This is a genomic window from Paraburkholderia sp. RL17-383-BIF-A, from assembly GCF_046028015.1.
GTDB lineage: Bacteria > Pseudomonadota > Gammaproteobacteria > Burkholderiales > Burkholderiaceae > Paraburkholderia.
The window spans coordinates 121,152-144,994 of the sequence record NZ_JARESR010000018.1; the positions used below are offsets into that span (position 1 = coordinate 121,152).

General features: G+C 64.7%; 22 protein-coding genes and 1 riboswitch. Of the genes, 13 read left to right on the forward strand and 9 right to left on the reverse strand.

Going from position 1 to position 23,843, the window contains the following annotated elements:
* The first annotated feature begins 12 nt into the window (after positions 1–12).
* Both P0D71_RS21095 and P0D71_RS21100 read left to right on the forward strand, forming a co-directional pair.
* Positions 13–495, forward strand: a complete 483-nt coding sequence (locus P0D71_RS21095) for a DUF2778 domain-containing protein (RefSeq protein ID WP_408186266.1) — start codon at positions 13–15, stop codon at positions 493–495.
* On the forward strand, positions 492–1,103 hold the full coding sequence (locus tag P0D71_RS21100; protein ID WP_408481927.1) for a hypothetical protein: 612 nt from the start codon (positions 492–494) through the stop codon (positions 1,101–1,103). Before P0D71_RS21095 ends, P0D71_RS21100 begins: the two co-directional genes overlap by 4 nt.
* Positions 1,104–1,112: 9 nt before the next feature.
* Here P0D71_RS21100 and cobJ read toward each other — a convergent pair whose 3' ends face one another.
* The 4 genes from cobJ to cobG are packed head-to-tail and all read right to left on the reverse strand — an operon-like array spanning position 1,113 to position 5,723.
* A complete protein-coding gene (cobJ, locus tag P0D71_RS21105; protein ID WP_408481964.1) occupies positions 1,113–2,864 on the reverse strand; it encodes a precorrin-3B C(17)-methyltransferase in 1,752 nt (583 codons plus the stop codon).
* Positions 2,861–3,592, reverse strand: a complete 732-nt coding sequence (locus P0D71_RS21110) for a precorrin-2 C(20)-methyltransferase (RefSeq protein WP_091808162.1) — start codon at positions 3,590–3,592, stop codon at positions 2,861–2,863. Before P0D71_RS21110 ends, cobJ begins: the two co-directional genes overlap by 4 nt.
* Positions 3,593–4,219, reverse strand: a complete 627-nt coding sequence (locus tag P0D71_RS21115; protein WP_091808165.1) for a precorrin-8X methylmutase — start codon at positions 4,217–4,219, stop codon at positions 3,593–3,595. It abuts the gene before it with no gap.
* On the reverse strand, positions 4,212–5,723 hold the full coding sequence (cobG, locus tag P0D71_RS21120; protein ID WP_408481966.1) for a precorrin-3B synthase: 1,512 nt from the start codon (positions 5,721–5,723) through the stop codon (positions 4,212–4,214). Before cobG ends, P0D71_RS21115 begins: the two co-directional genes overlap by 8 nt.
* 52 nt (positions 5,724–5,775) lie before the next feature.
* Positions 5,776–5,954, reverse strand: a riboswitch (cobalamin riboswitch).
* 84 nt (positions 5,955–6,038) lie between these two features.
* On the opposite strand from cobG, the gene cbiE reads away from it, so the two are divergent.
* Genes cbiE through cobM form a run of 4 tightly spaced genes read left to right on the forward strand, consistent with a single transcriptional unit; the run spans position 6,039 to position 9,886 of the window.
* Entirely contained in the window at positions 6,039–7,283 is a 1,245-nt protein-coding gene (gene cbiE, locus P0D71_RS21125) for a precorrin-6y C5,15-methyltransferase (decarboxylating) subunit CbiE (RefSeq protein ID WP_408481930.1), read from the forward strand.
* Entirely contained in the window at positions 7,283–8,380 is a 1,098-nt protein-coding gene (locus P0D71_RS21130) for a cobalt-precorrin-5B (C(1))-methyltransferase (RefSeq protein WP_408481931.1), read from the forward strand. Before cbiE ends, P0D71_RS21130 begins: the two co-directional genes overlap by 1 nt.
* Positions 8,377–9,102, forward strand: a complete 726-nt coding sequence (locus P0D71_RS21135; RefSeq protein ID WP_408481932.1) for a cobalt-precorrin-6A reductase — start codon at positions 8,377–8,379, stop codon at positions 9,100–9,102. Before P0D71_RS21130 ends, P0D71_RS21135 begins: the two co-directional genes overlap by 4 nt.
* Positions 9,103–9,160: 58 nt before the next feature.
* Complete coding sequence (gene cobM, locus P0D71_RS21140; protein ID WP_408481934.1) at positions 9,161–9,886, forward strand: precorrin-4 C(11)-methyltransferase; 726 nt, start codon at positions 9,161–9,163, stop codon at positions 9,884–9,886.
* Between the two features lie 84 nt (positions 9,887–9,970).
* Here the strand turns inward: cobM and metE are convergent, their stop codons facing one another.
* Positions 9,971–12,268: a 5-methyltetrahydropteroyltriglutamate--homocysteine S-methyltransferase gene (metE, locus tag P0D71_RS21145; RefSeq protein WP_408481936.1), complete on the reverse strand. Its 2,298-nt coding sequence runs from the start codon at positions 12,266–12,268 to the stop codon at positions 9,971–9,973.
* 135 nt (positions 12,269–12,403) lie between these two features.
* Here metE and P0D71_RS21150 point away from each other — a divergent pair, with 135 nt between their 5' ends.
* On the forward strand, positions 12,404–13,336 hold the full coding sequence (locus P0D71_RS21150) for a LysR family transcriptional regulator (RefSeq protein WP_408481938.1): 933 nt from the start codon (positions 12,404–12,406) through the stop codon (positions 13,334–13,336).
* 56 nt (positions 13,337–13,392) lie between these two features.
* Here the strand turns inward: P0D71_RS21150 and P0D71_RS21155 are convergent, their stop codons facing one another.
* On the reverse strand, positions 13,393–14,886 hold the full coding sequence (locus tag P0D71_RS21155; RefSeq protein ID WP_408346082.1) for an MDR family MFS transporter: 1,494 nt from the start codon (positions 14,884–14,886) through the stop codon (positions 13,393–13,395).
* A 231-nt stretch (positions 14,887–15,117) separates the two neighbouring features.
* Here P0D71_RS21155 and P0D71_RS21160 point away from each other — a divergent pair, with 231 nt between their 5' ends.
* The 3 genes from P0D71_RS21160 (at position 15,118) to P0D71_RS21170 (ending at position 17,397) form a co-directional block, all read left to right on the forward strand.
* The gene (locus P0D71_RS21160) at positions 15,118–15,378 is read left to right on the forward strand and encodes a DUF1488 family protein (protein WP_091808185.1); all 261 of its coding nucleotides are present in this window, start codon (positions 15,118–15,120) and stop codon (positions 15,376–15,378) included.
* Between the two features lie 354 nt (positions 15,379–15,732).
* Complete coding sequence (locus tag P0D71_RS21165) at positions 15,733–16,884, forward strand: porin (protein WP_091808187.1); 1,152 nt, start codon at positions 15,733–15,735, stop codon at positions 16,882–16,884.
* Between the two features lie 204 nt (positions 16,885–17,088).
* Positions 17,089–17,397 carry a DUF4148 domain-containing protein gene (locus P0D71_RS21170; RefSeq protein WP_408481940.1) on the forward strand — a complete coding sequence of 103 codons (309 nt, stop codon included), beginning with the start codon at positions 17,089–17,091 and terminating at the stop codon, positions 17,395–17,397.
* Positions 17,398–17,446: 49 nt separating this feature from the next.
* On the opposite strand, the gene P0D71_RS21175 is transcribed toward P0D71_RS21170, so the two are convergent.
* Positions 17,447–17,617: a hypothetical protein gene (locus P0D71_RS21175; RefSeq protein WP_408297645.1), complete on the reverse strand. Its 171-nt coding sequence runs from the start codon at positions 17,615–17,617 to the stop codon at positions 17,447–17,449.
* Between the two features lie 231 nt (positions 17,618–17,848).
* On the opposite strand from P0D71_RS21175, the gene P0D71_RS21180 reads away from it, so the two are divergent.
* The 3 genes from P0D71_RS21180 (at position 17,849) to P0D71_RS21190 (ending at position 20,601) form a co-directional block, all read left to right on the forward strand.
* Positions 17,849–18,484, forward strand: a complete 636-nt coding sequence (locus tag P0D71_RS21180) for a carbonic anhydrase (protein WP_091808191.1) — start codon at positions 17,849–17,851, stop codon at positions 18,482–18,484.
* A 118-nt stretch (positions 18,485–18,602) separates the two neighbouring features.
* On the forward strand, positions 18,603–19,322 hold the full coding sequence (locus tag P0D71_RS21185) for a carbonic anhydrase (RefSeq protein ID WP_408481942.1): 720 nt from the start codon (positions 18,603–18,605) through the stop codon (positions 19,320–19,322).
* Between the two features lie 163 nt (positions 19,323–19,485).
* On the forward strand, positions 19,486–20,601 hold the full coding sequence (locus tag P0D71_RS21190) for an alkene reductase (RefSeq protein WP_408481943.1): 1,116 nt from the start codon (positions 19,486–19,488) through the stop codon (positions 20,599–20,601).
* A gap of 40 nt (positions 20,602–20,641) precedes the next feature.
* On the opposite strand, the gene P0D71_RS21195 is transcribed toward P0D71_RS21190, so the two are convergent.
* Positions 20,642–21,223, reverse strand: a complete 582-nt coding sequence (locus tag P0D71_RS21195) for an alpha-ketoglutarate-dependent dioxygenase AlkB family protein (RefSeq protein WP_408297651.1) — start codon at positions 21,221–21,223, stop codon at positions 20,642–20,644.
* A 233-nt stretch (positions 21,224–21,456) separates the two neighbouring features.
* Complete coding sequence (locus tag P0D71_RS21200; RefSeq protein WP_408481944.1) at positions 21,457–23,790, reverse strand: PA14 domain-containing protein; 2,334 nt, start codon at positions 23,788–23,790, stop codon at positions 21,457–21,459.
* Positions 23,791–23,843 lie beyond the last annotated feature (53 nt).

Consider the following 23,843-nt stretch of genomic DNA (forward strand, 5'->3'; position numbering starts at 1 on the left):
GGGGCAGAGGAAATGCCGGTCAAGTGTACTTTTGTTCTTAATGGGAAGAACACTTCCACCTTCACGTGCGAGGGAACCGTGCCAGTTACTGCATTTTCTGGAACCGGTCGAGGGCGGGATAATCCTGACGAAACGGCCGTGGAAAACGTTGGGCCGATTCCCAAAGGGACCTACTATCTCGTCGATCGTCAGTCAGGCGGTTACATGGGCTTGATATACGACTGGTGGAACGCGCAGGGTGTTAGCTCTACCGATCGTCGAAAATGGTTCATGCTCTGGAATCCGGCAACGGGGGACACGACTAACATCAATGGCATCAAGCGCGGTAACTTCCGGTTGCATCCAGTCGGGCGCCTCGGGCTGAGTCACGGATGTATCACGATCGCGAGCCCTAATGAATTCGATCGACTTCAGATATTCATTCGTTCGCGAGGACAGACGATGCCCGTGCCGGGGTCTGCCTTGAGGGCCTATGGAACCGTTGACGTCAAATGAACAAGCGCTCACTCATCAACATTGCGACTTACACCGCTTTGATAGTGATGTCCGCGATTGCTGGTTTGCGGACCACGTATCTTATCGACATGCTCCCAATGGAAATGCCTGAGAGCGTGGAAGCATTTATCCGATTCTGGCTGTCCTGCACCGGCACTGAATATCTGGGAAATCCAGACGATATGGAGGTGCTTGCGTTCCTGCTCTATTGGGCGGTCGCCACATTGCTGATTGCAGTGGCACTAATTGGATTCAAACGGTGGCTGTCTCGCTATCTCATTGCCAGAAAGAGTGGTGAAGCGATACCTAAGATGCCTTTGTCCGTAACGCTCGTGGCATGTTCATTTGCGCTTCTCGTCATGAGTAATATTGGTTGGCAACTGTCGAGTCCACTTACGAGATACCCCCTTCATATACCCGCTCCAGTCAAGGCAGTAGTCAAATTCTACCTATCAGCCACAGGCCAAGGCGCCGGGTCAGATCTCGACGAGAACCTGATTTTGTACGTCATGGACCTTTATTGGGCAATAGCTACCTTGTGCATCGGCGTACCGGTCGTTCTTTGCTGTCTGGCGATACGTCGGTTCATGCGCAGAAAAACCTCATAGCGCACACGTTCACTCATACCAGCGCGGCGTATAAACCCACTCGCCGCCTTCGTCCGCGTTGCCGAACCTGCGTGTCGTGGACGACCCCACGATTACCATCGTGCGCATATCCACATCAGACGAACGCAGTTCGCCCAGCGTGATCGTCCTCAGCGTGCTACCAGGCCGACCAATGTCCCGGCCCAGCACTACCTGCGTTTGCGCACGCCGATATTCCCGCACGATGTCCAGCGCTTTATCCAGTTGCCAGGGCCGTGCGCGCGAAATCGGGTTGTAGAACGCCATCACCAGGTCCGCTTCGGCCGCGTGCCTAAGGCGCTTTTCGATGATCGCCCAGGGCTTCAGGTTGTCGGACAGCGACAGCATGCAGAAGTCGTGGCCCAACGGCGCACCGGCTTGTGCCGCCGTTGCCATCGCCGCCGATACGCCCGGCACGATCGATAGCTCGACCGCCGCCCAGTCCGTGTTCTGCGAGGCCTCTAACACTTCTAGCACCGCCGCGGCCATCGCGAATACGCCGGGGTCGCCCGAGGACACCATCACCACCGCGCGTCCTTCGCTCGCCAACTCGAAGGCATGTCGCGCGCGCTGCAGTTCCTCGCGGTTGTCCGTGCCATGCACGCGTTGGTCGGCGCGCAACGGGCCGGCCATTTTCACGTAAGTGTCGTAGCCGAGGATATCGGTGGCTTCATTGAGCGCCGTGCGCGCGGCGGGCACCATCAGGTCGGCGCTGCCGGGGCCGAGGCCGATCACGGTCAGGCGGCCACGCACTCGGCCGATCGTGTCCGGATCGATGGCGAGCGGCGCCAACGCAAGCGCCACGCCTGCCGTCGAATCGTTGTGCAGCGTTTCGTAGGGAATGCGCAGCGCGGCATGCAGCAGGTTGCCCGGCGGTTCGCCATCTTCGGGACGCGTCAGCGCGAAGCGCAACGGCACATTCAGGTTCGCCGCGGCCTCGGCCAGCGCCGGATCGCCCATGCGCTCGGACGAGGCTAGTAACGCCGCAAGGGACAGCGGCGCGAGACCGTGCGTATCGAGTGCCTCCTGCACGCGGGCCACAATCCCGGCACTGGCACTGGCACTGGCACTGGCACCCGCACCCGCACCCGTGACCATGACCGTGACCATGACAGCCGCGACCACACTTCGCGGATGAATTACCAACTCATCCTCGCGCCCGTCCCACGCACGCGGCGTCACGCGAATCGCGAGGCGCGCCGAGTCGGAGCGGGGCAGTTGCGCGTCATCGAGCCACGGCGCTTCGCCTTCGATACGCGTGCTTGCACCAGCCAGCAGATCCGACACGAAGCGTTTGCCTTGCCCGACGTCGGCGAGCGTATAGCCATCAGGCGGATTGAGCACGCAGGTGCCAAAACGCAACTCGCCGCTCGTCGTGATGGCAGGCGGCACGGCCAACATCGCGGCCATCTCGCGCGCCATCACGTTGACGCCGGCGAGACCGCCGAGCAGCGGGACGACCGCGCTGCCGTCTTCGGCAACGGCCAGCACCGGCGGCTCGACGCCCTTGTTCGCCAACAACGGCGCGACGCAGCGAATCACGATACCCGCCGCGCACAACGCGACGATCGGCGTGCCGCGCGCATACAGTTCCCGCAAATGCGCGCCGAGTTCGCTGTAAGCCACGTCCGCCTCGACACGTCCGCGCAAGCCGTGCACCCGGCTATCCGCATACAGCGCCTGAATGCGTCGCGCTGTCGCCAACGCGCCCGCGCCGAGAATCACGATCGCGGGCGCGTTCATCCTTGCCATTTTTCCCCCGGCACCACGAGCAGCGAAAAATACGGGGACGCCATTGGATCCACGTCGGCGAGCGCAACGATGCGTTGATTGCCCATCGTCGCGCGTTCGACGTAGAGCGCGCGGTCCGCGAGGCCGAGTTCGCCCAGCACGCGCCGCACCTTGTCGAAGTTGCGGCCGAGTTTCATCACGACGGCGGCGTCGGCATCGGCCAGACGCCGGCGCAACTCGTCTTCGGGCAGCACGCCCGAGAGCACCGACAAACTCTGATTGCGGTACACGAGCGGCGAACCGAGCACCGCCGCGCCGCCGAGCATCGAGCACACGCCGGGCACGACTTCGCTCTCGTAGCGCGCCGCGAGCCGGTCGTGCAAATACATGTACGAGCCGTAGAAGAACGGATCGCCTTCGCAGATCACGGCGACGTCACGACCCGCGTCGAGATGCGCGGCGACGATTTCGGCGGCGGTGTCGTAGAAATCGGCAATGATTGCTTCGTAGGAAAGCGGCGGTTCGAGCGCTTCCGTGGTGACGGGATAAACCAGCGGCAGATGCTGCTGCGCGTCGTGTAAATGCGCTTCGATAATGCTGAACGCGTTGCCTTTCTTCCCCTTCGCGACGAAGTACGCGACCACCGGCGCCGCCTTCAGCAAACGCAGTGCTTTCAGCGTGATGAGTTCCGGGTCGCCGGGGCCGACGCCAAGTCCGAACAAACGTCCTTGCACGGTCATTTATTCGACCTCCGTTGCCAGCGCGTTCACGGCGGCCGCCGCCATGGCGCTGCCGCCGCGACGGCCGTGCACGACCACATAGGGCACACCGCGGCTGTTTTCCGCGAGCATGGCTTTCGATTCGGCCGCGCCGACAAAGCCCACCGGGAAGCCGAGGATCAGGGCAGGCCGGGGCGCGCCCGCGTCGAGCATATCGAGCAGATGAAACAGCGCGGTCGGCGCATTGCCGATCACGACGACGCTACCCGCCAGATGCGGCCGCCACAATTCGAGCGCGGCCGCGGAGCGCGTATTGCCGAGTTCGCGTGCGAGCGACGGCACGTCCGAGTGCGTGAGCGTGCAGATGACTTCGTTGTTCGCCGGCAACCGCGCGCGCGTGATGCCTTGCGCGACCATGCCGGCATCGCACAGGATCGGCGCGCCTTGCGCGAGCGCCGCACGGCCCGCCGTGCCCGCGCCTGCGGAAAACTCCAGATCGTCGATCACATCGACCATGCCGCACGCGTGGATCACGCGCACCGCGAGTTTTTCGAGGTCGGCGGGAATGCGCGACAAGTCGGCCTCCGCGCGGATCGTCGCGAAGGATTGGCGATAGATCTCCTGACCGTCGCGAATGTAATCAAGCATCGGTGTTACTCCGGGCCAGGCGTTCGAACATGTCGGCGGCCTGGTCGATCGTCAGTTGGCGCGCGACGCACTGGCCGAAACCGGGCCGTCCGTCGCGTCGATAAAGGTCGTAGAGGCCGGGCGCCGCCGCCAGCAGCGTGTACGGCGCGCAATGCGCCGTGGCGCACGAGCGGGAGCAGCCGCTCAGATGCACGTCGACGCCGTCAGGCAGGCGTGCGGCGAGGCGCAACGCGTCGGCCTTGGTGTCGGCGAGGCTCTTCGCACAGCCGCTCGATCCCGCGCAGGCAATCAGGCGCGTGATGGCTTGCGCGGGATCGGTGGCGAGGCCGAGCGTGGTCAAGCCGGATAGCACAGCGGGAACCGCGTGCGTTGCGATGTCGGGCAGCAGCACGCTTTGCCAGGGTGTGAAACGCAGTGTGCCGTTACCGTGCTGCTGGGACAGCGCGGCGAGGGCGCGCAGGGCGCCGGCGTCGAGGCGTCCGAGCGTTGGCTGGCCGCCTACGTGCGAGGCTCCGGGCCCCCGTTGAGGGTGGACGCCGAGGCGCAGGCTCGCATCGGCGGGTGCGGCTCGACGCCAGTGGGCCAGCGACGCGTCTCGCGTCAGCGGAAAATGGACGTACCGTTGAGCGTGATGCAAGAGCGCGTCGGCGCAATGGCCGGCTAGTAGGTGACGCATGCGCGTGGCGTCGGCGGGGGCGAGTTCGAGGAAGGTGAACAGCAGCGCGCGCACCAGAGCGGGGACCTGTGAAGGCAGAACCGCGGCCAGTGCAGCCGTGCTGTGCGCACCGGGTTTTGCAGCAAGGTCCGGCGAACCGGTATCGTCGTACTGCGTTGGCGAGCCCGCACACGCACTCGCGGGCGGACAACCCGCCAGCCCGAATACGAATCGCACGCCGTCCGGCTCCTGCGACGCCGCCAGCCAGACATCGTGCGGATGATCCACTCTCGCGAGCCGTTCACCGCCGTCCAGCAGCAGCGCGAATTTCGGCGACAGCGCCGCGAAACGCGTTTCGCTTTGCAGCATCGAAAGCAGATCGGCGCACAGCGGGCGCGTGTCGAACAGGGCTGACGGGTCGCGTCCGGCAGCGGGGCTGATCATCACGTTGCGCACGTCGTCGGCGGCGATTGCCGCTGGTGTGTCCGGTGCCTTCGCCGCGCCGCTCGACGGCCTCGGCCCGAGCCCGGCAGCCACGAGCGCCGCAATCAACGCCGCTTCGTCACCCGGCTTGACCCCACGCACCTGCAGATTTGCCCGATTGGTCAGCTCGATTGCCCCGGCAGCGTGGCGTGCGCAGGCATCCGCGAGCGCGCGCGCCTGCGCTGCGCTCAACTCGCCGCCAGGCAGTTTGATGCGGCAAAGCCCGCCGTCGCGGGCGGCCACGATGCGCAGCAGCCCCGGACACGCCGAGGGCCGCGGCGTCGCGGCCGCGTTGGAGACAATGGTGGAAGGCGAAGCATGATTCAAGACGGACACCGGTTTAGCGTCGCGCGACGGCCCGAGCATGCCGTGAGCGGGCATGGCTGCGGCATCGGTACACCCCGCCCGATGTTGGTTGGCACGAACAGTCTCGCCGGCAGGTCTCCTGGCTGGCAGGTCATGGGCCGCCGCTGCCTTCCCGGTAGAACCAGTGGCGTGGAGCGCAGGCGGACTCGCTGCATACAGTTGCGGGGGCAGCCACAGTGGCACTGTGTTCCCTCTTCGGCCCCGAAGGGCACCGGCGGCTGTATTATGCCTTTTTTCGAACAGCACAACGAGGCTGGGCGCTTTGATCGGCGCGGTACAGCGGACTATTTGAAGACACAGAATGAGGATGGGTGCATGCCGGCGTGGCTGACGGTGGTGGGCATAGGCGACGACGGTTTCGCCGGTTTGGGAAGGCCCGCGCGGCGTGCTTTGCTGGAAGCGTCGGTGGTCTACGGCGGCGAACGTCATCTGGCGATGCTGCCCGCGCGGCTCGCCGCGCGCCGTGCCGCGTGGCCGCGTCCGTTCGATCTCGCGCCTTTGCTCGCCGAGCGCGGCGGCGCAGTGTGCGTGCTGGCGAGCGGCGACCCGATGCTGTTCGGTGTGGGCGCGACGCTCGCGCGACAGTTGCCGGCAGGAGAGTTGCGCGTGCTGCCCGCGCCGTCATCGTTGTCGCTGGCCGCTGCGCGCCTCGGCTGGCCGTTGCAGGACGTCGCGACGGTGTCGCTGGTGGGCCGGCCGTTGGCGACGTTGAACGCGCATCTGCACGACGGCGCGCGCGTGTTCGTGCTGAGCGCGGACGGTCGCACGCCCGCCGCGCTCGCGGAGTTGCTCAACGCCCGCGGTTTCGGTGCGACCCGTATGAGCGTGCTGGAACACCTGGGCGGCGAGTTGGAGCGGCGCATCGACGGCCGTGCGGATCAATGGCCGGCGGGTGAGGTGGCCGCGCTGAATCTGATCGCACTCGACTGCCGTGCCACCGAGGGCGCGCCGCGTTTGCCGCTGACCTGCGGTTTGCCCGACGACGCCTTTCGCCACGACGGCCAGTTGACCAAGCGCGATGTGCGCGCGATCACGCTCGCGCGTCTCGCGCCGGCGCCCGGCGAATTGCTGTGGGACGTGGGCGCGGGCAGCGGCTCGATCGGCATTGAATGGATGCGCGCGCATCCGACGTGCCGGGCGATCGCAATTGAAGGGCATGCGGAGCGTCAGCGCTTCATCGAACGTAATCGCGATGCGTTGGGCGTGCCGACTTTGCAACTCGTCGCGGGCCGCGCGCCTGCCGCGTTGCAAGGGCTGCCGGGGCCGGATGCGGTGTTCATCGGCGGCGGTGCGACGGTGCCGGGTGTGCTCGAAGCGTGCTGGGTCAGTCTGCGTGAGGGCGGCCGGCTGGTCGCCAACGCGGTCACGTTGCAAGGCGAAGCGGCGCTGGCGGCATGGCGCGAGCGGCACGGCGGCACGTTGACGCGGATCGCGCTCGCGGACGCGCAACCGCTCGGCGGGTTCGATACGTGGCGGCAGGCGCTGCCAATCACGCTGCTGGATGTGACCAAGCCGGCCGGAGGTGCTGTGAGGAACCCCGACTCACCCCAAGAACCCTGATGCGCGAAGAAACGCCCGAACAACCCGCGCCGCTGCGTAGCGGCTACACGACCGGCAGTTGCGCCACCGCGACGTCGCTGGCGGCGGCGCGTCTGCTGCTCGCGGGCGTGGCCAGCGACGTCGCGGAGATCGTATTGCCCAAGGGCCAGCATGTGCCGATGCCGCTGGTGTTCTGCCGCCTGATCGACGATGGCGCCGGCGGCGCCGAAGCCGGCACCATCAAGGACGCCGGCGACGATCCCGACGTCACGCATGGCGCGCTCGTATTCGCGCGCGTGCGCCTCGTCGCCACGCCGGGCGTGACGTTTCGCGCGGGGCCGGGCGTCGGCACGGTGACGCGTGCGGGACTGACGCTGCCGGTTGGCGAACCGGCGATCAACCCCGTGCCGCGCAGAATGATGACCGAGCATCTGGCCGAACTCGCGGCGGAGCATGCCTATGGCGGCGGCTTCGAGGTCACGATCGGCGTGGAAGGCGGCGAAGCGCTCGCGCTGAAAACGATGAACCCGCGTCTCGGCATTCTCGGCGGTCTGTCGATCCTCGGCACCACCGGCATCGTGCGGCCGTTTTCGTGCTCGGCGTACATCGCATCGATCCATCAGGGCATCGACGTCGCGCGCGCCAACGGCTACACGCATCTCGCCGCCTGCACCGGCAACGCCAGTGAGGACGCGATGCGCGCGCACTACGGTCTGCCGGATATCGCGCTGATCGAAATGGGCGACTTCGTCGGTGCGGTGCTCAAGCATATGAAGCGCGCCCCGGTCGAGCGTCTGAGCGTGTGCGGCGGCTTCGGCAAACTCAGCAAGCTGGCGGCGGGGCATCTCGATCTGCATAGCCGTCATTCGAGCATCGATCTTGAACGGCTCGCGCAGTGGGCGGCCGCACACGGCGCCGACGCCGCGCTTCAGGCGGCGATTCGTGCGGCCAATACGAGCCAGCAGGCGGTTGCATTGGCGCGTGAGCAGCAGGTGCCGCTCGGCGATATCGTCTGCCGGCATGCGCTGGCCGTGGCGCGCGATATCGTGCCGCCGCAGGTCCACGTGGAAATGTTCGCGATCGACCGCCAGGGCAACCTGATCGGAGCCGCGCAATGAAGCGGATTCTGCTGCTCGGCGGCACCGGCGACGCATTGCGGATCGCTCGCGAACTCAACGATCCCGTCCACGTGTACAGTCTCGCCGGCCTCGGCAAGGTGCCGGGCGATCTCTCGTGCTCGGTGCGCGTGGGCGGTTTCGGCGGCAGCGAGGGCCTGGCGCGTTACATCGACAGTGAGGGCATTGGCCTCGTGCTTGACGCGACGCATCCGTATGCCGCGCAAATCAGCGCGAATGCGGCACAGGCGAGCCGCGTTGCGCGTGTGCCGTATTGGGCGCTGCGCCGTCCGGCCTGGCAGCCGCAAGCCGGCGACGATTGGCGCATGGTCGGTGACTGGGGCGCGCTCGCGGATGCGCTTGCGCCGTTCAGGAAGCCGCTCTTCACGCTCGGCCGCGAACCGCTTGCGCATCTCGACGAGATTCCCCCGCAGCAGTTCTGGACCGTGCGTTGCCTCGATTCGCACGAGGACACGGCGCGTGCGCGCATTATCGCGGCGCGCGGCCCATTCACGCTTGAAGGCGAACGCGCGCTGTTCGCCCTGCAAGCCTTCGACGTGGTGGTGAGTAAAAACAGCGGCGGCAATGCGACCGAGGCAAAACTCGAAGTCGCGCGTGAGCGGGGACTGCCGGTCGTGATGTTGCGCCGTCCCGAGTTGCCGGCGGCGGATCGGGAGTTCGAGCGCATAGCCGACCTGCTCGAAGCGCTGCAAGCGGCGCATTGAGCTTCCGCCTGAATCGCGCATGCCCGCCATGCCGCGCTAACGAATCATGGAGTAGTGAATGACGGTGTTTTTTATCGGCGCGGGTCCGGGCGACCCGGAACTGATTACGGTGAAAGGGCAGCGGCTCGTGCGCAGTTGCCCGGTGATCCTGTACGCGGGTTCCCTCGTGCCGGCCGCGGTGCTCGAAGGTCACGCGGCCGCTCAGGTCGTCAACACCGCCGAACTCGATCTCGATCAGATCGTCGCGCTGCTCGCGGCGGCGCACGCCAAAGGCCAGGACGTGGCGCGCGTGCATTCGGGCGATCCGTCGTTGTACGGCGCGATCGGCGAACAGATTCGCCGCCTGCGTGAATTGCATATCCCCTATGAGATCGTGCCGGGCGTGACCGCCACGGCTGCCTGCGCGGCGGCGCTGGGCTGCGAACTCACGCTCCCCGATGTTTCGCAGACGCTGATTCTCACGCGCTTCGCGAACAAAACCAGCATGCCGGAAGGCGAACAGCTCGCCGACCTTGCGCGGCACCGCGCGACGATGGCGATTCATCTCGGCGTGCGGCATCTTGCGCGCATCGTCGATGAATTGCGGCCGCATTACGGCGGCGCGTGTCCGGTCGCGGTGATCTATCGCGCGAGCTGGCCGGACGAGAAGAAGATCACCGGCACGCTCGACGATATCGTCGGCAAAGTGCAGTCGAGTTCCATCGCGCGGACCGCGCTGATTCTGGTCGGCCAGGTGCTCGCCGCCGAAGGTTTCGCGGATTCGACGCTGTATGCGAAAGACTGAACCGCCGAACGTGGAAACGCCCATTCGCGCGGCACGATACCGCGCGCGAATGGGCGTTCGACGCTGGTTCAACGACCGATCACATCACGCAGGCAATTCTTCCGGCTGCTTCGTCGCCGCGAGCTTCGCGCGCAACGCCCTGGCGGCCCGCACCATGTTCGCGAGCGCGGCTTCCGTTTCCGGCCAGCCGCGCGTCTTCAACCCGCAATCGGGATTGACCCACAGGCGCTCGGCCGGAATCACTTCGCATGCACGTTCCAGTAGACGTTGCATCGCGTCCGCACCCGGCACGCGCGGCGAGTGGATGTCGTAGACACCCGGGCCGATTTCGTTCGGATACGCGAAGGCGCCGAAGCCGTCGAGCAGTTCCATCGCCGAGCGCGAGGTCTCGATGGTGATCACGTCGGCGTCCATTGCGGCGATCGAGGGCAGAATGTCGTTGAACTCCGAATAGCACATGTGCGTATGAATCTGCGTCTGATCGGCGACGCCCGCCGCCGAAATGCGGAACACACGCGTGGCCCAGTCCAGATAAGCGGCCCAGTCGGCACGACGCAGCGGCAAGCCTTCGCGAAAAGCCGGTTCGTCGATCTGGATGATGCGAATGCCGGCCTTTTCCAGATCCACGACCTCGTCGCGGATCGCGAGCGCGAGTTGCAGCGCGGTGGTCGAGCGTGGCTGGTCGTCGCGCACGAACGACCATTGCAGCATCGTCACGGGGCCGGTCAGCATGCCTTTCATCAGACGCTGCGTGAGTGATTGCGCGTAGCGCGTGGTCTCGACCGTCATCGGTTCGGGACGGTAGACGTCGCCGTAGATGATCGGCGGCTTTACGCAGCGAGAGCCGTAGCTCTGCACCCAGCCGTTTTCCGTGAACGCATAGCCCCACAACTGTTCGCCGAAATATTCGACCATGTCGTTGCGCTCGGCTTCGCCGTGCACCAGCACGTCGAGGCCCAGTTCTTCCTGTTTGCGCACGGCGATCTCGATCTCGGCGCGCATGCGTTGCAGATAGTCGAGCGCGCGCAGTTCGCCGCGTTTGTAGGCGGCACGGGCCTGGCGGATCGTCGGCGTTTGCGGGAACGAGCCGATCGTGGTGGTCGGCAGGAGCGGCAGGCCGAGCGCTTCGCGCTGCACGCGGTTGCGTTCGGCGAACGGGCTTTGCCGTTGCGCCATCGCGCTGCTCACCGCGGCCACGCGTTTTTGCACGAGTGCGTTGACCACCGCGCTGGAGTGGCGGCGTGCTTCGAGCGCGCGGTCTGCGGCGGCGAGCGTGGCTTCGGCCGCGGCGGGATCGCGTAAGGCGAGGGCGAGCGTGGCGACTTCAGCGAGTTTTTCGGTGGCGAAGGCGAGCCACGATTTCAGATCGGCGTCGAGTTTTTTCTCTGCGTCGAGCGAAACCGGCACATGCAGCAGCGAGCACGATGGCGCGATCCACAAGCGTTCGCCGAATTCCGCATGCAGGCTTTGCAACGATTCGACGATCTCGCCGAGATCCGCGCGCCAGATATTGCGGCCGTCGATCACGCCGGCCGACAGCACCGCATGCGCGGGCAATGCCGCACGCCACGCGTCGAGCTGTTGCGGGGCGCGCACCAGGTCCAGATGCACGCCGCCAATAGGCAGCGCGGCCACCCGCGGCGCGTGTTCCGCAGCGCTTTCGAAGTACGTGGCGAGCAGCAGCTTCACGCCCGACGCGCCGAGCACGTCATACGCGGCGGAAAACGCTTCGAGCCATTGTGCGGGCAGATCGACGCACAGCGCCGGCTCGTCGATCTGCACCCACTCGATACCGCGCTGCTTGAGCTTGTCCAGCAGGCGGCTGTAGCGGATCACGAGCTTCGGCAGCAACGACAAACGGTCGAAGCCGGCAACATGGCTCTTGGACAGCCACAGGTAAGTGATCGGCCCGATCAGCACCGGCTTGACCGGCAGATTCAGCGCGAGCGCTTCGTCGATCTCCTCGAACAGCCATTCGACGCCGCCGTCGAAGCGCGTCCGCGGCCCGAGTTCGGGGACGAGGTAGTGGTAGTTCGTATCGAACCATTTGGTCATTTCCATTGCCGGTTGCGCGGCGTTGCCACGCGCCAGCTCATAGTACTGGGCGAGCGACAGCGCCTTCGGCTCGAAGCCGAAGCGCTGCGGCAATGCGCCGAGCAACGCGCTCATGGTGAGCATCTGGTCGTAGTAGGCAAAATCGCCGACGGTGACGAAATCGAGTCCGGCGTCCCGCTGCAATTGCCAATGACGGGCGCGCAATTCGCGCGCGACGCCGCGCAGATGCTGGTCGTCGGATTCGCCGCGCCAGAACGATTCCTGCGCGAATTTCAGTTCGCGTTGTGCGCCGATGCGAGGAAAACCGGGAATGTGCGTGCGGGCCATGTGAAGTCCTGTTGTGCGTTGTATGAATTGGCGTCCAGTGTGAAAGTCGCGCTATGATTCATCAAGCGACATGTTTTCACCAATGTATGAGCCAAATTCATATCCACACTGATTCGTTCTACGCGGAGCCATTCCATGCTTGAGCTTCGCCACTTGCGTTCGCTGATCGCCATTGCCGATTCGGGCAAGCTGGTGGCGGCCGCCGAGCGTGTCCATCTGAGCCAGTCCGCGCTGTCTCATCAGATTCGCGATATCGAGGCGCATTACGAGGTGTCGCTGTTCGAGCGCACCAAGCAGGGGCTGCGTTTTACCGCCGCCGGCGAGCGGCTGCTGGCGCTTGGCCGCGAGACCATCGCGGCGGTGAGCGCGGCGGAACGCGATCTCGTGCGCCTGAAGGGCGACACGCGCGGCGAGTTGCGCATCGTGCTGGAATGCCACACCTGCTTCGACTGGCTGATGCCGGTGATGGACGAATTCCGTCGGCGTTGGCCGGAAGTCGAAGTGGATCTCGTCGCCGGTTTTCATGCGGACCCGCTGCGTCTGCTGAGCGACGGCAAAGCCGACGTGGTGATCGGCTCGAAACCGGCCACGCGGCGCAGCCTGCATATCGCGCCGCTGTTCCGCTTCGAGATTCTGGTGGTGATGGCCAACGAGCACCGGCTACGCAACAAGCGTCGCGTGGTGGCGGACGACCTGCGCGACGAAACGCTGATTACCTATCCGGTGCCCGAGGCGCGCATCGACCTGATCCGTGAAGTGCTGGAGCCGGCCGGCATCAAACTCGAACGGCGCACGGCGGAACTGACTATCGCCGTCATGCAACTGGTGGCGAGCCGCCGCGGCATCGCGGCGCTGCCGAACTGGGGCGTGAAAAACTACGTCGACCACGATTACGTGCTGGCCAAACGGGTCGGCCCGCAGGGGCTGTGGAGCGAGTTGTACGCGGTGGCCGCGAAAGGCTTCGCGAACCGGCCTTATTTCGATGATTTCGTCAGAATCGTGCGCGATACCTGCGCGGCGCAACTCGATGGTATCGAGTTGCTGACGGTGGAGGGGCAGGCGGGCTGATAGGTGCCGCCGTGTCCAGCGGAGCGTCATGAACCCGATCCAAACGGAAATGCATGTCAGTCCTCCAGCGGCGAGAACGCCTCGAGCGGCACCTTCTTTTCCGTCCCGATGCTGATCGCAGGCACGAATGCGAGCAGCACGACCACGAAGATCCCGATCACGAAGATCGAGAGAAAGGTCAGGTGCAGCGACTGATGCAGCACCATGCGGATCATCTCGCTGTTGCCGAGACTGGCGGCCTGATTTTGCAGCAGCGCTTTCAACTGATCCGACGTGACCACGGCGACTCCTTTTGCGTGGCTCAATCCGAAGTTGAGCACCGCGCCGAACAGCGTCGCGCCCAACGTACTGCCGAGATTGCGCGAGAACAGATTCGACGCGGTGGCGCTGCCGCGTTCTTCCATTCTGACGATCTCCTGAATCAGCACCAGCGAACTGACGCTCGAGGTGCCCATGCCGAAGCCCATGATGAGCGAGGCGAACGCGGCGACGAGCGGCGAGCCGCCGGGCGACAGAAACAGCAGCAATACCGCGCCGAGCGGAATGGACGCGCTGCCGCCGATCAGAATGCGCCGCAAGCCGAGGCGCTGAAACGACTTCGCCGCGAACGTGGCGCCGGCGGGCCAGCCCACCATCATCATCGTCAGTGCGAGGCCGGCGATCACCGGCGAGCGATGCAGCACGCCCTGCACGTACATCGGCAAAAACGTGGTGGCGCCCATCAGGATCATGCCGGACAGCAAGGTTGCGCCGTTGCAGGCGGCAATCGGCCGGCGGCTCCACAGTGCGAAGGAAATCATCGGCTCGGCTGCGCGGCGTTCCTGCCACACGAACAGCAGCACGCACAGCACGAAGACGCCGCCCGCCAGCGCGGCGCGCGACACCATGTCGTCGCCGGCGTAGGTCAGCGCCATCATGAGCGCGGCGATCGCCGCCATGAACAGCGCCGCGCCACCGAAGTCGATCGACGGGCGCGCATGCCGTTCCGATTCGCGCAGGAACGCGATGAAGCCCGCCGCGGAGGCGAGGCCGATCGGCACGTTCATCCAGAAGATCCATGCCCACGACATGTTGTGAATGATGAAGCCGCCCACCATCGGACCCACCACCGCCGAAATGGCCCAGACGCTCGCGAGGTAGCCCTGCACCTTGCCGCGTTCGCGCGCGGGATAGAGGTCGGCGACGATGGTCAGCGTGACCGGCTGGATCGCCCCCGCGCCGACGCCCTGAATCAGGCGGAACGCGATCATGGCCGGCATCGACCAGGCGAAGCCGGCCAGCACCGAACCGATCAGAAAGATCGCGATGCCGGCCAGTACGACCGGCTTGCGGCCGTACAGATCGGCGAGTTTGCCGAACACCACGGTCATCGCCGTCTGCGTGAGCAGGAACGACGAGAAGACCCAGCTATACAGATGCAGATCGCCGAGTTGCGCGACGATCTGCGGCATGGCGGTGGAAACGATGGTGGCTTCGATGGCGACCATCGCCATGGACGCCATGACGGCGGCAATGACGAGTGCACGCGACGATTGAGGGTTGCGGGACATGGGCCGGAAGTTAGTATTAGGATGTTAGACACGTCGGGCAGCGTGGCCATGAATCGGCCACACAGGTTGGCACACGCCGCGACGCTTCAGCGCGGCCGCACGAGGACGGCAGGTGTCGAGTATGCACCCTGGCGGGAATATGCGCTTGAGCCTGGCGGCCCGGTAAAACCACGCCGCCTTGGCACAGCGTTTGCGCGATTGATGGTTTCTTTCGACACATGGAGGGTCATTATGAGGATCGAATTCACCGGACGCCGCGAAGTGGTGGCAGCGGCGCGCGTCGCCTTCGAAGCCAATGTCGACGGGGCAGACGTCTGGTGCAGCGTGTCGCTGGATGCGCTGAACGACCATTTCGGCAACGACGGTCCGTCGGCCCACAACCTCGTCAATACCTTCGAGGCGAATCGCGCGCGGATTGAAAACGCTACACGGCGCGTGCTGGAGAAAAACGGCGGACAGTCCGTGGAACTCGAAACCGGCGACTTCAACTGAGGCCTTGCCGGCCAGGTGTCTGATTGACGGCGAGTCCGGTGCACAGGCCGGGCTCGCCAGCCAGATTGGCGGTAACCGTCTGGTCTCTGATCATCCATGCCATGGTTCAGCCAGCCGCGCACGGCTGTTGTTACCTTGCAACCCTTTCATTGCGCGCAACCCCAACCTGCGCGCGTCTTGAGCGTTCAAACACCCGTCCGGGCGCGGCGCGTCTCGATTGCTGCATTTAGATGACGGATTCTTAGAGATTTCGTAAAGGTCTGCTCCAGAGCGTGAACGTTCGTTTTGGCCGTTCGCGTTTCTATACTCGCGTCGCTGTTCAACATGACATTCCAGCTACGCAGGAGCATTGACGTGAAAAAGATTTCCGCCGCAGTCGCGGCATTCGTGGGCCTCGCCGCCACCGCCGCGCACGCGCAAAGTTCGGTCACGCTGTATGGCCTCATCGACGCAGGCGTGATGTACACCAACAACGTGAAGAAGGGCGGCTCGCAAGGTGCGCTGGTGCAGGCGACGAGCGGCAATATCAACGGCAGCCGCTTTGGCTTGCGCGGTGCCGAGGATCTCGGCGGCGGCCTGCAGGCGATCTTCGTGCTCGAAAACGGCTACAACGTGCAGAACGGCAAGCTCGGCCAGAACGGCCGCATGTTTGGGCGTCAGGCGTATGTCGGCCTGAGCAACAAGGAGTACGGCGCGGTCACGCTCGGCCGGCAGTACGACTCGCTGGTCGACTTCGTCGCGCCGCTCTCGGGCACGGCGGGCACCTTCGGCGATACCGGTTTCGCCCACCCGTTCGACAACGACAATCTGAACCACTCGGTACGGATGAGCAATGCCGTGAAGTACATGAGCGCCAACTATGCCGGCCTGAAGTTCGGCGGCCTGTACGCGTTTTCGAACAACACCGATTTCGCGATCAATCGTGCCTACAGCGCGGGCGTGAGTTATGCCAACGGCCCGTTCAAGGCTGCCGCGGGCTACTTGCAGATCAATGGTTCGAACTCGACCACCAACACGGGTGGCGCGGTCGATCTCGGCGAGTCCACGGCCAACGGCACGGGCGGCTTCCGGCTCGGCGCCGATGTGCAGCGTACGGCCGGCGCCGCGTTGAGCTACGGCTTCGGCCCGGTGACGGCCGGCTTTGTCTACACGCATAGCCAGTTCCAGAACACGGCGTCGTTCGGCGCGACGCACGGCTCGATGCGCTTCGACAACTACGAAGTGAACGGCAAGTACGCCGTCACCCCGGCGGTGACGCTCGGTGCGGCTTACACCTACACGGACGCGCACGTGGGCGGCACGTCGACCTACGGCTCCGATCCGAAATGGAATCAGGTGAACCTGCAGGCCGTCTATGCGCTGTCGACGCGCACCGACGTCTACGCCGAAGCGATGTACCAGCACGTCAGCGGCACGGGCTACACCGCGTTCATCAATACGGCCGGCGGCGCGTCTTCGACGGGCAACCAGGTCGTGGGCACCGTGGGCCTGCGCGCACGCTTCTGAGCGTGACGATTGCCCGGCCGCGCACTGCGTGATATCGCTCGATATCGCGCGCCGCGCGGCCGGCGATTTCTCCAGATTCAACAACAATCCCTTCGGTGGGCGGCCGTTATTCTACGAGGATACGGCTCCTATATTGAGTTCAGCGCTTGCGCGGAGAGTGATTCGAAGCGCCGCTCATCATCAATTATCGGAGGTAGTTTCATCATGAAGTCCCTGATCAAGGCCGTCGTTATCGTTGCCTCGCTGGCCGCTTCGGCCACGGTTTTTGCCCAATCGAATTCCGGCCTCACACGCGCACAGGTGCGCGCCGAACTGGTTCAGCTCGAACAGGTCGGCTATCACGTCGGCGACGGCGACGGAGCCCATTACCCCGACGCGATTCAGGCCGCGGAAGCCCGCGCCGCCGCGCGTAACGGTGGCAACAGCGGTTACGGCGGCAGCGTGGCGGGTGCGTCGCAAAGCGGCCGTCCGGCGGTATCCGCCACCGACTGGAACGCCATGTACAGCCGTTGATGCGACCGGCTCGCTCCAGTCGTGCGGTGAGGCGCAACGAGGTTCGATATCACGGGCTGCGTTGCGCTGATGCGTTGTACGGGTGTGTGACGATGCGCACGAGTCCGCCCGCCGATCGACGCATGAGCGCAACGCTGCGCGCCTCGGGTAGGGTTGGAAAGGACTCTTCCAGCGTGGCGTATATATCCGCTTCGGCGGCGCCGGTAAAGTAGTCATGCACGCACGGTTCCCGGTGTGCGAGCGAGAGAGTTTGCCCCGGCTGGAGACAGCTGGGGCTTTTTTATTTGGCGAGGCGGATGAAGGCAGGATGGCGGCGGCACATCGTTGCCGTTCGTGCATGGGTGGTCGACGAGTACCCGGCTGCGGTATAGTCGCGCGAATAGGCCGCCTGCAGTGCTATCGTCGCTCGTCGAGGGCGCTGCAGGCTTATTCTTCGATCTTGGAGAACACCGTGCAGGAAATCATCGAGGGTTTGATCCGCTTTCAACGCGAAGTCTTTCCGCAGCAGAGCGCCTTGTTCAAACGTTTGTCGGCGGCGCAAAGTCCCAGCGTGCTTTTTGTGACGTGCTCGGACAGCCGCGTCGTACCGGAACTGCTCACGCAGACAGAGCCCGGATCGCTTTTCGTGATCCGCAATGCGGGCAACATCGTGCCGTCTTATGGTCCGGAGCCGGGCGGCGTTTCGGCCACCGTCGAGTATGCGGTGGCCGTGCTGGGCGTTCGCGATATCGTGATCTGCGGCCACTCCAATTGCGGCGCGATGACGGCGATCTCCACCTGCACGAATCTGGACCATCTGCCGGCCGTGGCAAGCTGGCTGCGTCACGCGGATGCGGCCAAAGCCATCAACGCATCGCGCACCTATCATTCGGATGCGGAGTGCCTGGAGGCGTTGGTCAAAGACAACGTGATCGCACAGCTCGCGAACATTCGTACGCATCCTTCGGTGGCCGTCGGACTCGCGAACAAAAAGCTGAATCTGCACGGCTGGATCTTCGACATCAAAAGCGGTGTGATGCTCGCGCTCGACGGGCGCACCGGCGAGTTCTTGCCGCTGGTGGACAACCCGGACATCTACGCCGTGTAACTTGAAGTTTGAACCTGTGAGGCGCACGATGAGACGTTGCCCGTGCGCCACCAGGCTTTCACGATTCAGACCCATTCGGATGGTGCCGCTGCATTGCGCGTGACATAGGAGGCGAGCCATGTGCGAGCGTCATCTGTCTTCTCCTGCGCGGCGGAACTTGCTGCTGGCCGGTGCGTCGTCGATCACGTTGGCAGGCTTGTCGCGACGCGATGCGAGGGCGGCGCAGCCGGCCGTCGGCAACGCACCGAATTCGATTCCACCTGCGCAAGCGCTCGACCGGCTCATGCAGGGCAACGCCCGCTACGCCGCGAATACGTCTTCCAACAAGGACTATTCCGCTGGCCGCGCGGCACGCGTCTCGGCGCAATATCCGATTGCCGCTATCGTCGGATGCGCGGACTCGCGTGTCGCGCCGGAGTTGGCTTTCGATCAGGGCCCGGGAGATCTGTTCGTGGTGCGCGTAGCGGGCAACTTCGTCAACGACGATATTCTCGCGAGCCTCGAGTACGGCGTCGAATTCCTCGGCGTGCCGCTCATCATGGTGCTTGGACACACGCAGTGTGGCGCGGTGGGCGCCGCGGTCAAGGTGCTTCAGGAGGGCGCCCGGCTGCCCGGCCACCTTCCGGAACTGGTCCGCGCAATCAGGCCGGCCGTGCGGATCGCGCAGGCGGAGCACGGCGCCGATCTCGTTGCGCAAACCACGATCGAGAACGTGAGGTTGAACACCAACCGGCTGACTGTGTCCAAACCGCTCATCGGGCCGTATGTGAAGAGCGGGAAGGTCAAGGTGGTCGGCGGCATTTACGATCTGGCAACAGGCAAGATCGCGCTGGTCTGACGCGCCGCGGTCCGCATCTTGCTGTCACTGCTCCTTGTGCCTGTTGATTACCGTTCGTCTGGCAAGCCAATTCCGGCGCCAAATACACTAAAGCCCGACACGAAAGCCCGGCAGGACTGCCGGGCGGCCTTGTCATGTTTTGCCTCTACTTCCAGGGAGTGCCATGTCCACTGATTCCGCGCGTATCGATAGTTACCTGTTCGAACCCGTCAAGCTGGGACCGCTGCAATTGCCCAATCGCATCGTGATGGCGCCGCTCACGCGCAGCCGCGCAAAAGAGGGCGATGTGCCGAGCGAACTCGCCATCGAGTACTACGCGCAACGCGCGTCGGCGGGGCTGATCATTGCGGAGGCGACGCAGATATCGCCGCAAGGCAAAGGCTATGTGTTCACGCCCGGCATCTATACCGACGCCCAGGTGCAGGCATGGAAGCGCATTACCGACGCGGTGCATGAGAAAGGCGGGCATATCTTCCTGCAACTGTGGCACGTAGGCCGCATTTCGCATCCGTCCTTGCAGCCGGGCAACGCGTTGCCGGTAGCGCCCTCGGCGATCAAGCCGGAAGGCCAGGCTTATACCGACGAAGGCTTCGTGCCGCTCGTCACCCCTCGTGCGCTCGAAACGTCGGAAATAGCGGGCATCGTCGAGCAATATCGGGTCGCTGCGCAAAACGCGAAGGCCGCCGGTTTCGACGGCGTGGAAATTCACGCGGCAAACGGCTACCTGCTCGACCAGTTCCTGCGCGACAAGACCAACCGGCGTACCGACCAATACGGCGGCTCAATCGCAAATCGAGCGCGTTTCCTGCTCGAAGTGGCCGATGCCGTGACGGGCGTGTGGGGCGGCGAGCGGGTGGGCGTGCGGATTTCACCCCTCAGCAGTTTCGGCGATATTGCCGACAGCAATCCCGAGCCGCTTTTCAAACATGTCGTGCAGCAGCTCAATGCGCGCAAGCTGGTGTATCTGCACGTGATCGAGGGCGACACAGGCGGCTCGCGCGAAGTGCCCGGCGGCTTCGATCTGCAGGTTCTGCGCGAGGCGTTCGACGGCCTCTTCATGGCCAACAACGGCTACGACATGGAGCTCGCGCAACGAACGCTCAAGGCGAAGCGGGCGGACCTGATCGCCTTCGGGCGGCCGTTCATCTCCAATCCCGACCTGGTGGCCCGTCTCAAGAGCGGCGCACCGTTGAACGAGCCCGATCAAGGCACGCTGTATGGCGGCGGCGCCGAAGGGTATATCGACTACCCGACAATCGAGCAGGAGGCGCAACGCTGAGTGGATGAGCCGCGCTCGCCCTGCGCTCGCCCCTCGCCGGTTAGCCGGCGAAGCAGCGAAATGCGAGGCTGATGCGCGGGCCGGTCACGTCCGCGAGCTTGGGAATGCCATGCTCATGCGTGAATTGCGACGCATAGCTCATGACGAGGCAACTGCCGGGCTCCAGTTCGATATGTACGATCCGGCCGGAACCTGCCTTCGGGCGGATCGTCATGCGGCGGCTCGCGCCTAGCGAGACGATGGCGATCGGCTGGGCGGCCACGAGCTTGTCTGTCTTGTCGCTATGAAGCGCGACGCTGTCGCTGCCGTCGCGATAGAGGTTGAGTCCGACGCGATTGAACGGCGCACCCAAGAGCGCGCGAACGGCCTCGAAGGCTTCGCCCAGCGGCGCGGGCAGATCACCGGCTTCGCGCGCGAAGGTGGCAAGCAGGCGGGGTACGGCGACCTCGCGGTCGTACATCATGCGCTGCTGGCTGAGCCAGCCGATGTTCTTCAGTGCCTCCTGGAACCACTGCTGCGCCGTGGCGGCGGGAATCGACTCGGGCAAATAGCGAATTCCGCCTTCCTCGTCATGAACGAGGGAGACAGGCTCGGGCGCGAACAGGGCTTGCTGGGACACCATGGTTCCGGGATTGGCGGGCAACCGCCGCACGATCAGGAGGAGACGGGCGGTCAGGGCAAGTCATTATACTGTGTTTTTATACAGTATTTTGATCTGCCGCGGCCGCCCGGCTAAAACATGGCGGACTGCACCCGTTTTCCTGTCTTCAGCGCGCCAACCGGACACGCCGCTGCGCTGCACCGGCCGACCGGCGGTGTTTCATCCGCTGCCGGCCGGCTGACTCAGGACCTCTTTCAGTTCGACGTCACGAGCGGATCGGACGGCACGATCCGCAGTGCGCCAGGATTGCTCGCCGCCGGATTCGACCACAGCAGATGCATGCTCGCCGCTCCCGTGCCGTGCACGTATTCGACCTTGATCGACGCGCGCTGCTTCGCGGCGAGCCAGGTCTTGCCGCTCACGGTTGATTGCGTCGCAGTCTTCTTGTCGATGATCTTCACGCCGTTGATCCACAGGCGCGCCACGTTGTCGCTGTCGATCGAGAACGTGTAGAGCCCGTCCTGCGCCGCCTGGATTGCCCCGGACCAACGCACCCCGTAGTTCGTGGCGTTGATGCCCGCGGAAGCGTCAGGCGAATCGGTGCCGCGCTCGGTGTTCAGGTCGAAGTCGATCAATGGCGTGATCGAGGTTTTGACGGGCGCGCTCGCGAAGGTCGGGTCGTTGTAGTAGCCGACCTGCAGCACCGGCAGCTTCACGTTGAAACCACCTGTCAACGCCTGAGTCTCCGAGGTCTGCCACGGATGGCCGTCCGGATAGATCGTCCCCTGGAAGGGTGTGGCCGGTTCGACCGTGGCGGGCGCGCCCGGCACCTGGCCCCAGTGGAAGCGCGTGTTGGTGCGGCCGATCATCAACTCCCACACGATAAAGCCCGTGCTGCCGCCGTAGTTCGAGACGATGCCGGGCATGGTTTGACCGGTGGTGCCAGCAAAGCCCCGTTGCAGCGTTTCGGAATTCAAGGCGCTGACATTGCTGCCGTTCACCGGACCCGTGTACGGGTTGCCGTACGGATGGAACGCATAGAAGTCGGAGAAGTACGTGCCTTCGTCCTCCTGGACCTGCGGTGCGTTGATCGGCTGAGTAGCGCCTGCGTTCAGGATGGCGATGCGCGCGTCGTTCATCAGCACCGCGCGCGTTTCCTGCAATGCACCATTGCCGCTGCAACCCGGCTCGTTCATCGTTTCCCAGAAGATGATGCGTGGGTCATTGCGATGCGGCGCGACGAAGTCGGTGATGTAGCTCGCCAGACTCGCCTTGTACGTGATGGCGGAGTTGGCCGCCGTCGGCTGGAAATACGCCTGTTCCACCGGCGTGCCGGGCGACTGAACCCATTGGCTGTTGTGCACGCCCCAGACCGGCGCCGGTTGCGGGCCGTATTGCGGCGTGGGGTTCCAGCAGTCGTCGTAGAAGATCGGCGAGACCTTGATGCCATGACGCGCGGCGATTTTCAGCAGGTTCTCGAACTTGCTCAGGAACGCCACACGATCGTTCGCCCACACGAGATAGTGCAGGTAGACCGCAATCGTGTTCATGCCGTAGGTCTGCGCATACGTCAATTCGCGGTTGACGATCTCCGGATCGTAGTTCTGCCAGAAGTCGATTGCGTTCACCGCATTGGACGGCGTGTAGACCGCGCCGACCACCTTGGAGAAGTCGTAGCTCGGCGACTTCACGGTCGGGTACGTGCGGATCGTCATGTTGCTGAACGTCGCGCCGACGCCGAAACGTCGCAGCCCGAAGCTGCCCGACTGGAACACGGCGGGCAGGGCGTTGGTGGCGTCGTTCACGCTGATCACGCGCTGCTGGTCGAGGTCGACGGTGATGGCCGTGCCGCTCGTCGTGACCTTCAGATGGTGCGTGCTGCCGCCCACGATCGTACTGAGCGGATACGCGATGAAGTTGGTCCAGTTGTTGTTCTGACGGCCAACCACCAACGAATGTGTGCCCGTGTCGAGGCCGATGTAGTAGCCGGTCAGGCTGTCGGGACCGCCGGCTGTCGGATTCGTGGTGCGCACGATAAAGCCCGCGTTCGCGGCGCCGCTGCCGACCGGCGCGCTGACCGTCACGTCCGCTTCGTAAGACGCGGTGGCATAGGTGCTGGCGAGCGCCACTGTTTTGTCGCCCGCGCCAGTGCCGTTGGTGGGCGGCGCGGGGATGGTGATGGTGGAGTTGTTGGCGCCGGGGCCCCAGCCTTGCGTCGATCCCGGTGCGAGGTAGTTCGTGAAGTCGCCGAACGAGAGCGTGGTGGTCGAAACCGGCGCGGGCGGCGCCGGCGGCGTGTAGGGCGGAAGGTTGAGCGTGGGGTCGGCGATCACGAGCGGCGGGGTCGTTGTCTTCATGCCGACCGGAATGGCCTTCGCGGCCCTGAATTCGCTTTCGACGTTGGCCGTGTCGGCCAGCGCCGCGGCCGAGGCCGCCGAAGCGCCCGACGCGGCTGAGGCCGCTGTGGCTGCTGTGGCATCGATCGCCGTTGCCTGCTTGTTCGCCGAGGCCGTCGCGTTCGGCGAACCGTCATTGCCACCGCAAGCGCCCAGCATGGCGAGCGCCGCAAGCACAAGGTAATTGCGCACCTGTATCTCCTGATGTCCCCGCTTAATTGATGGTCATAATTATTATTGAGTTT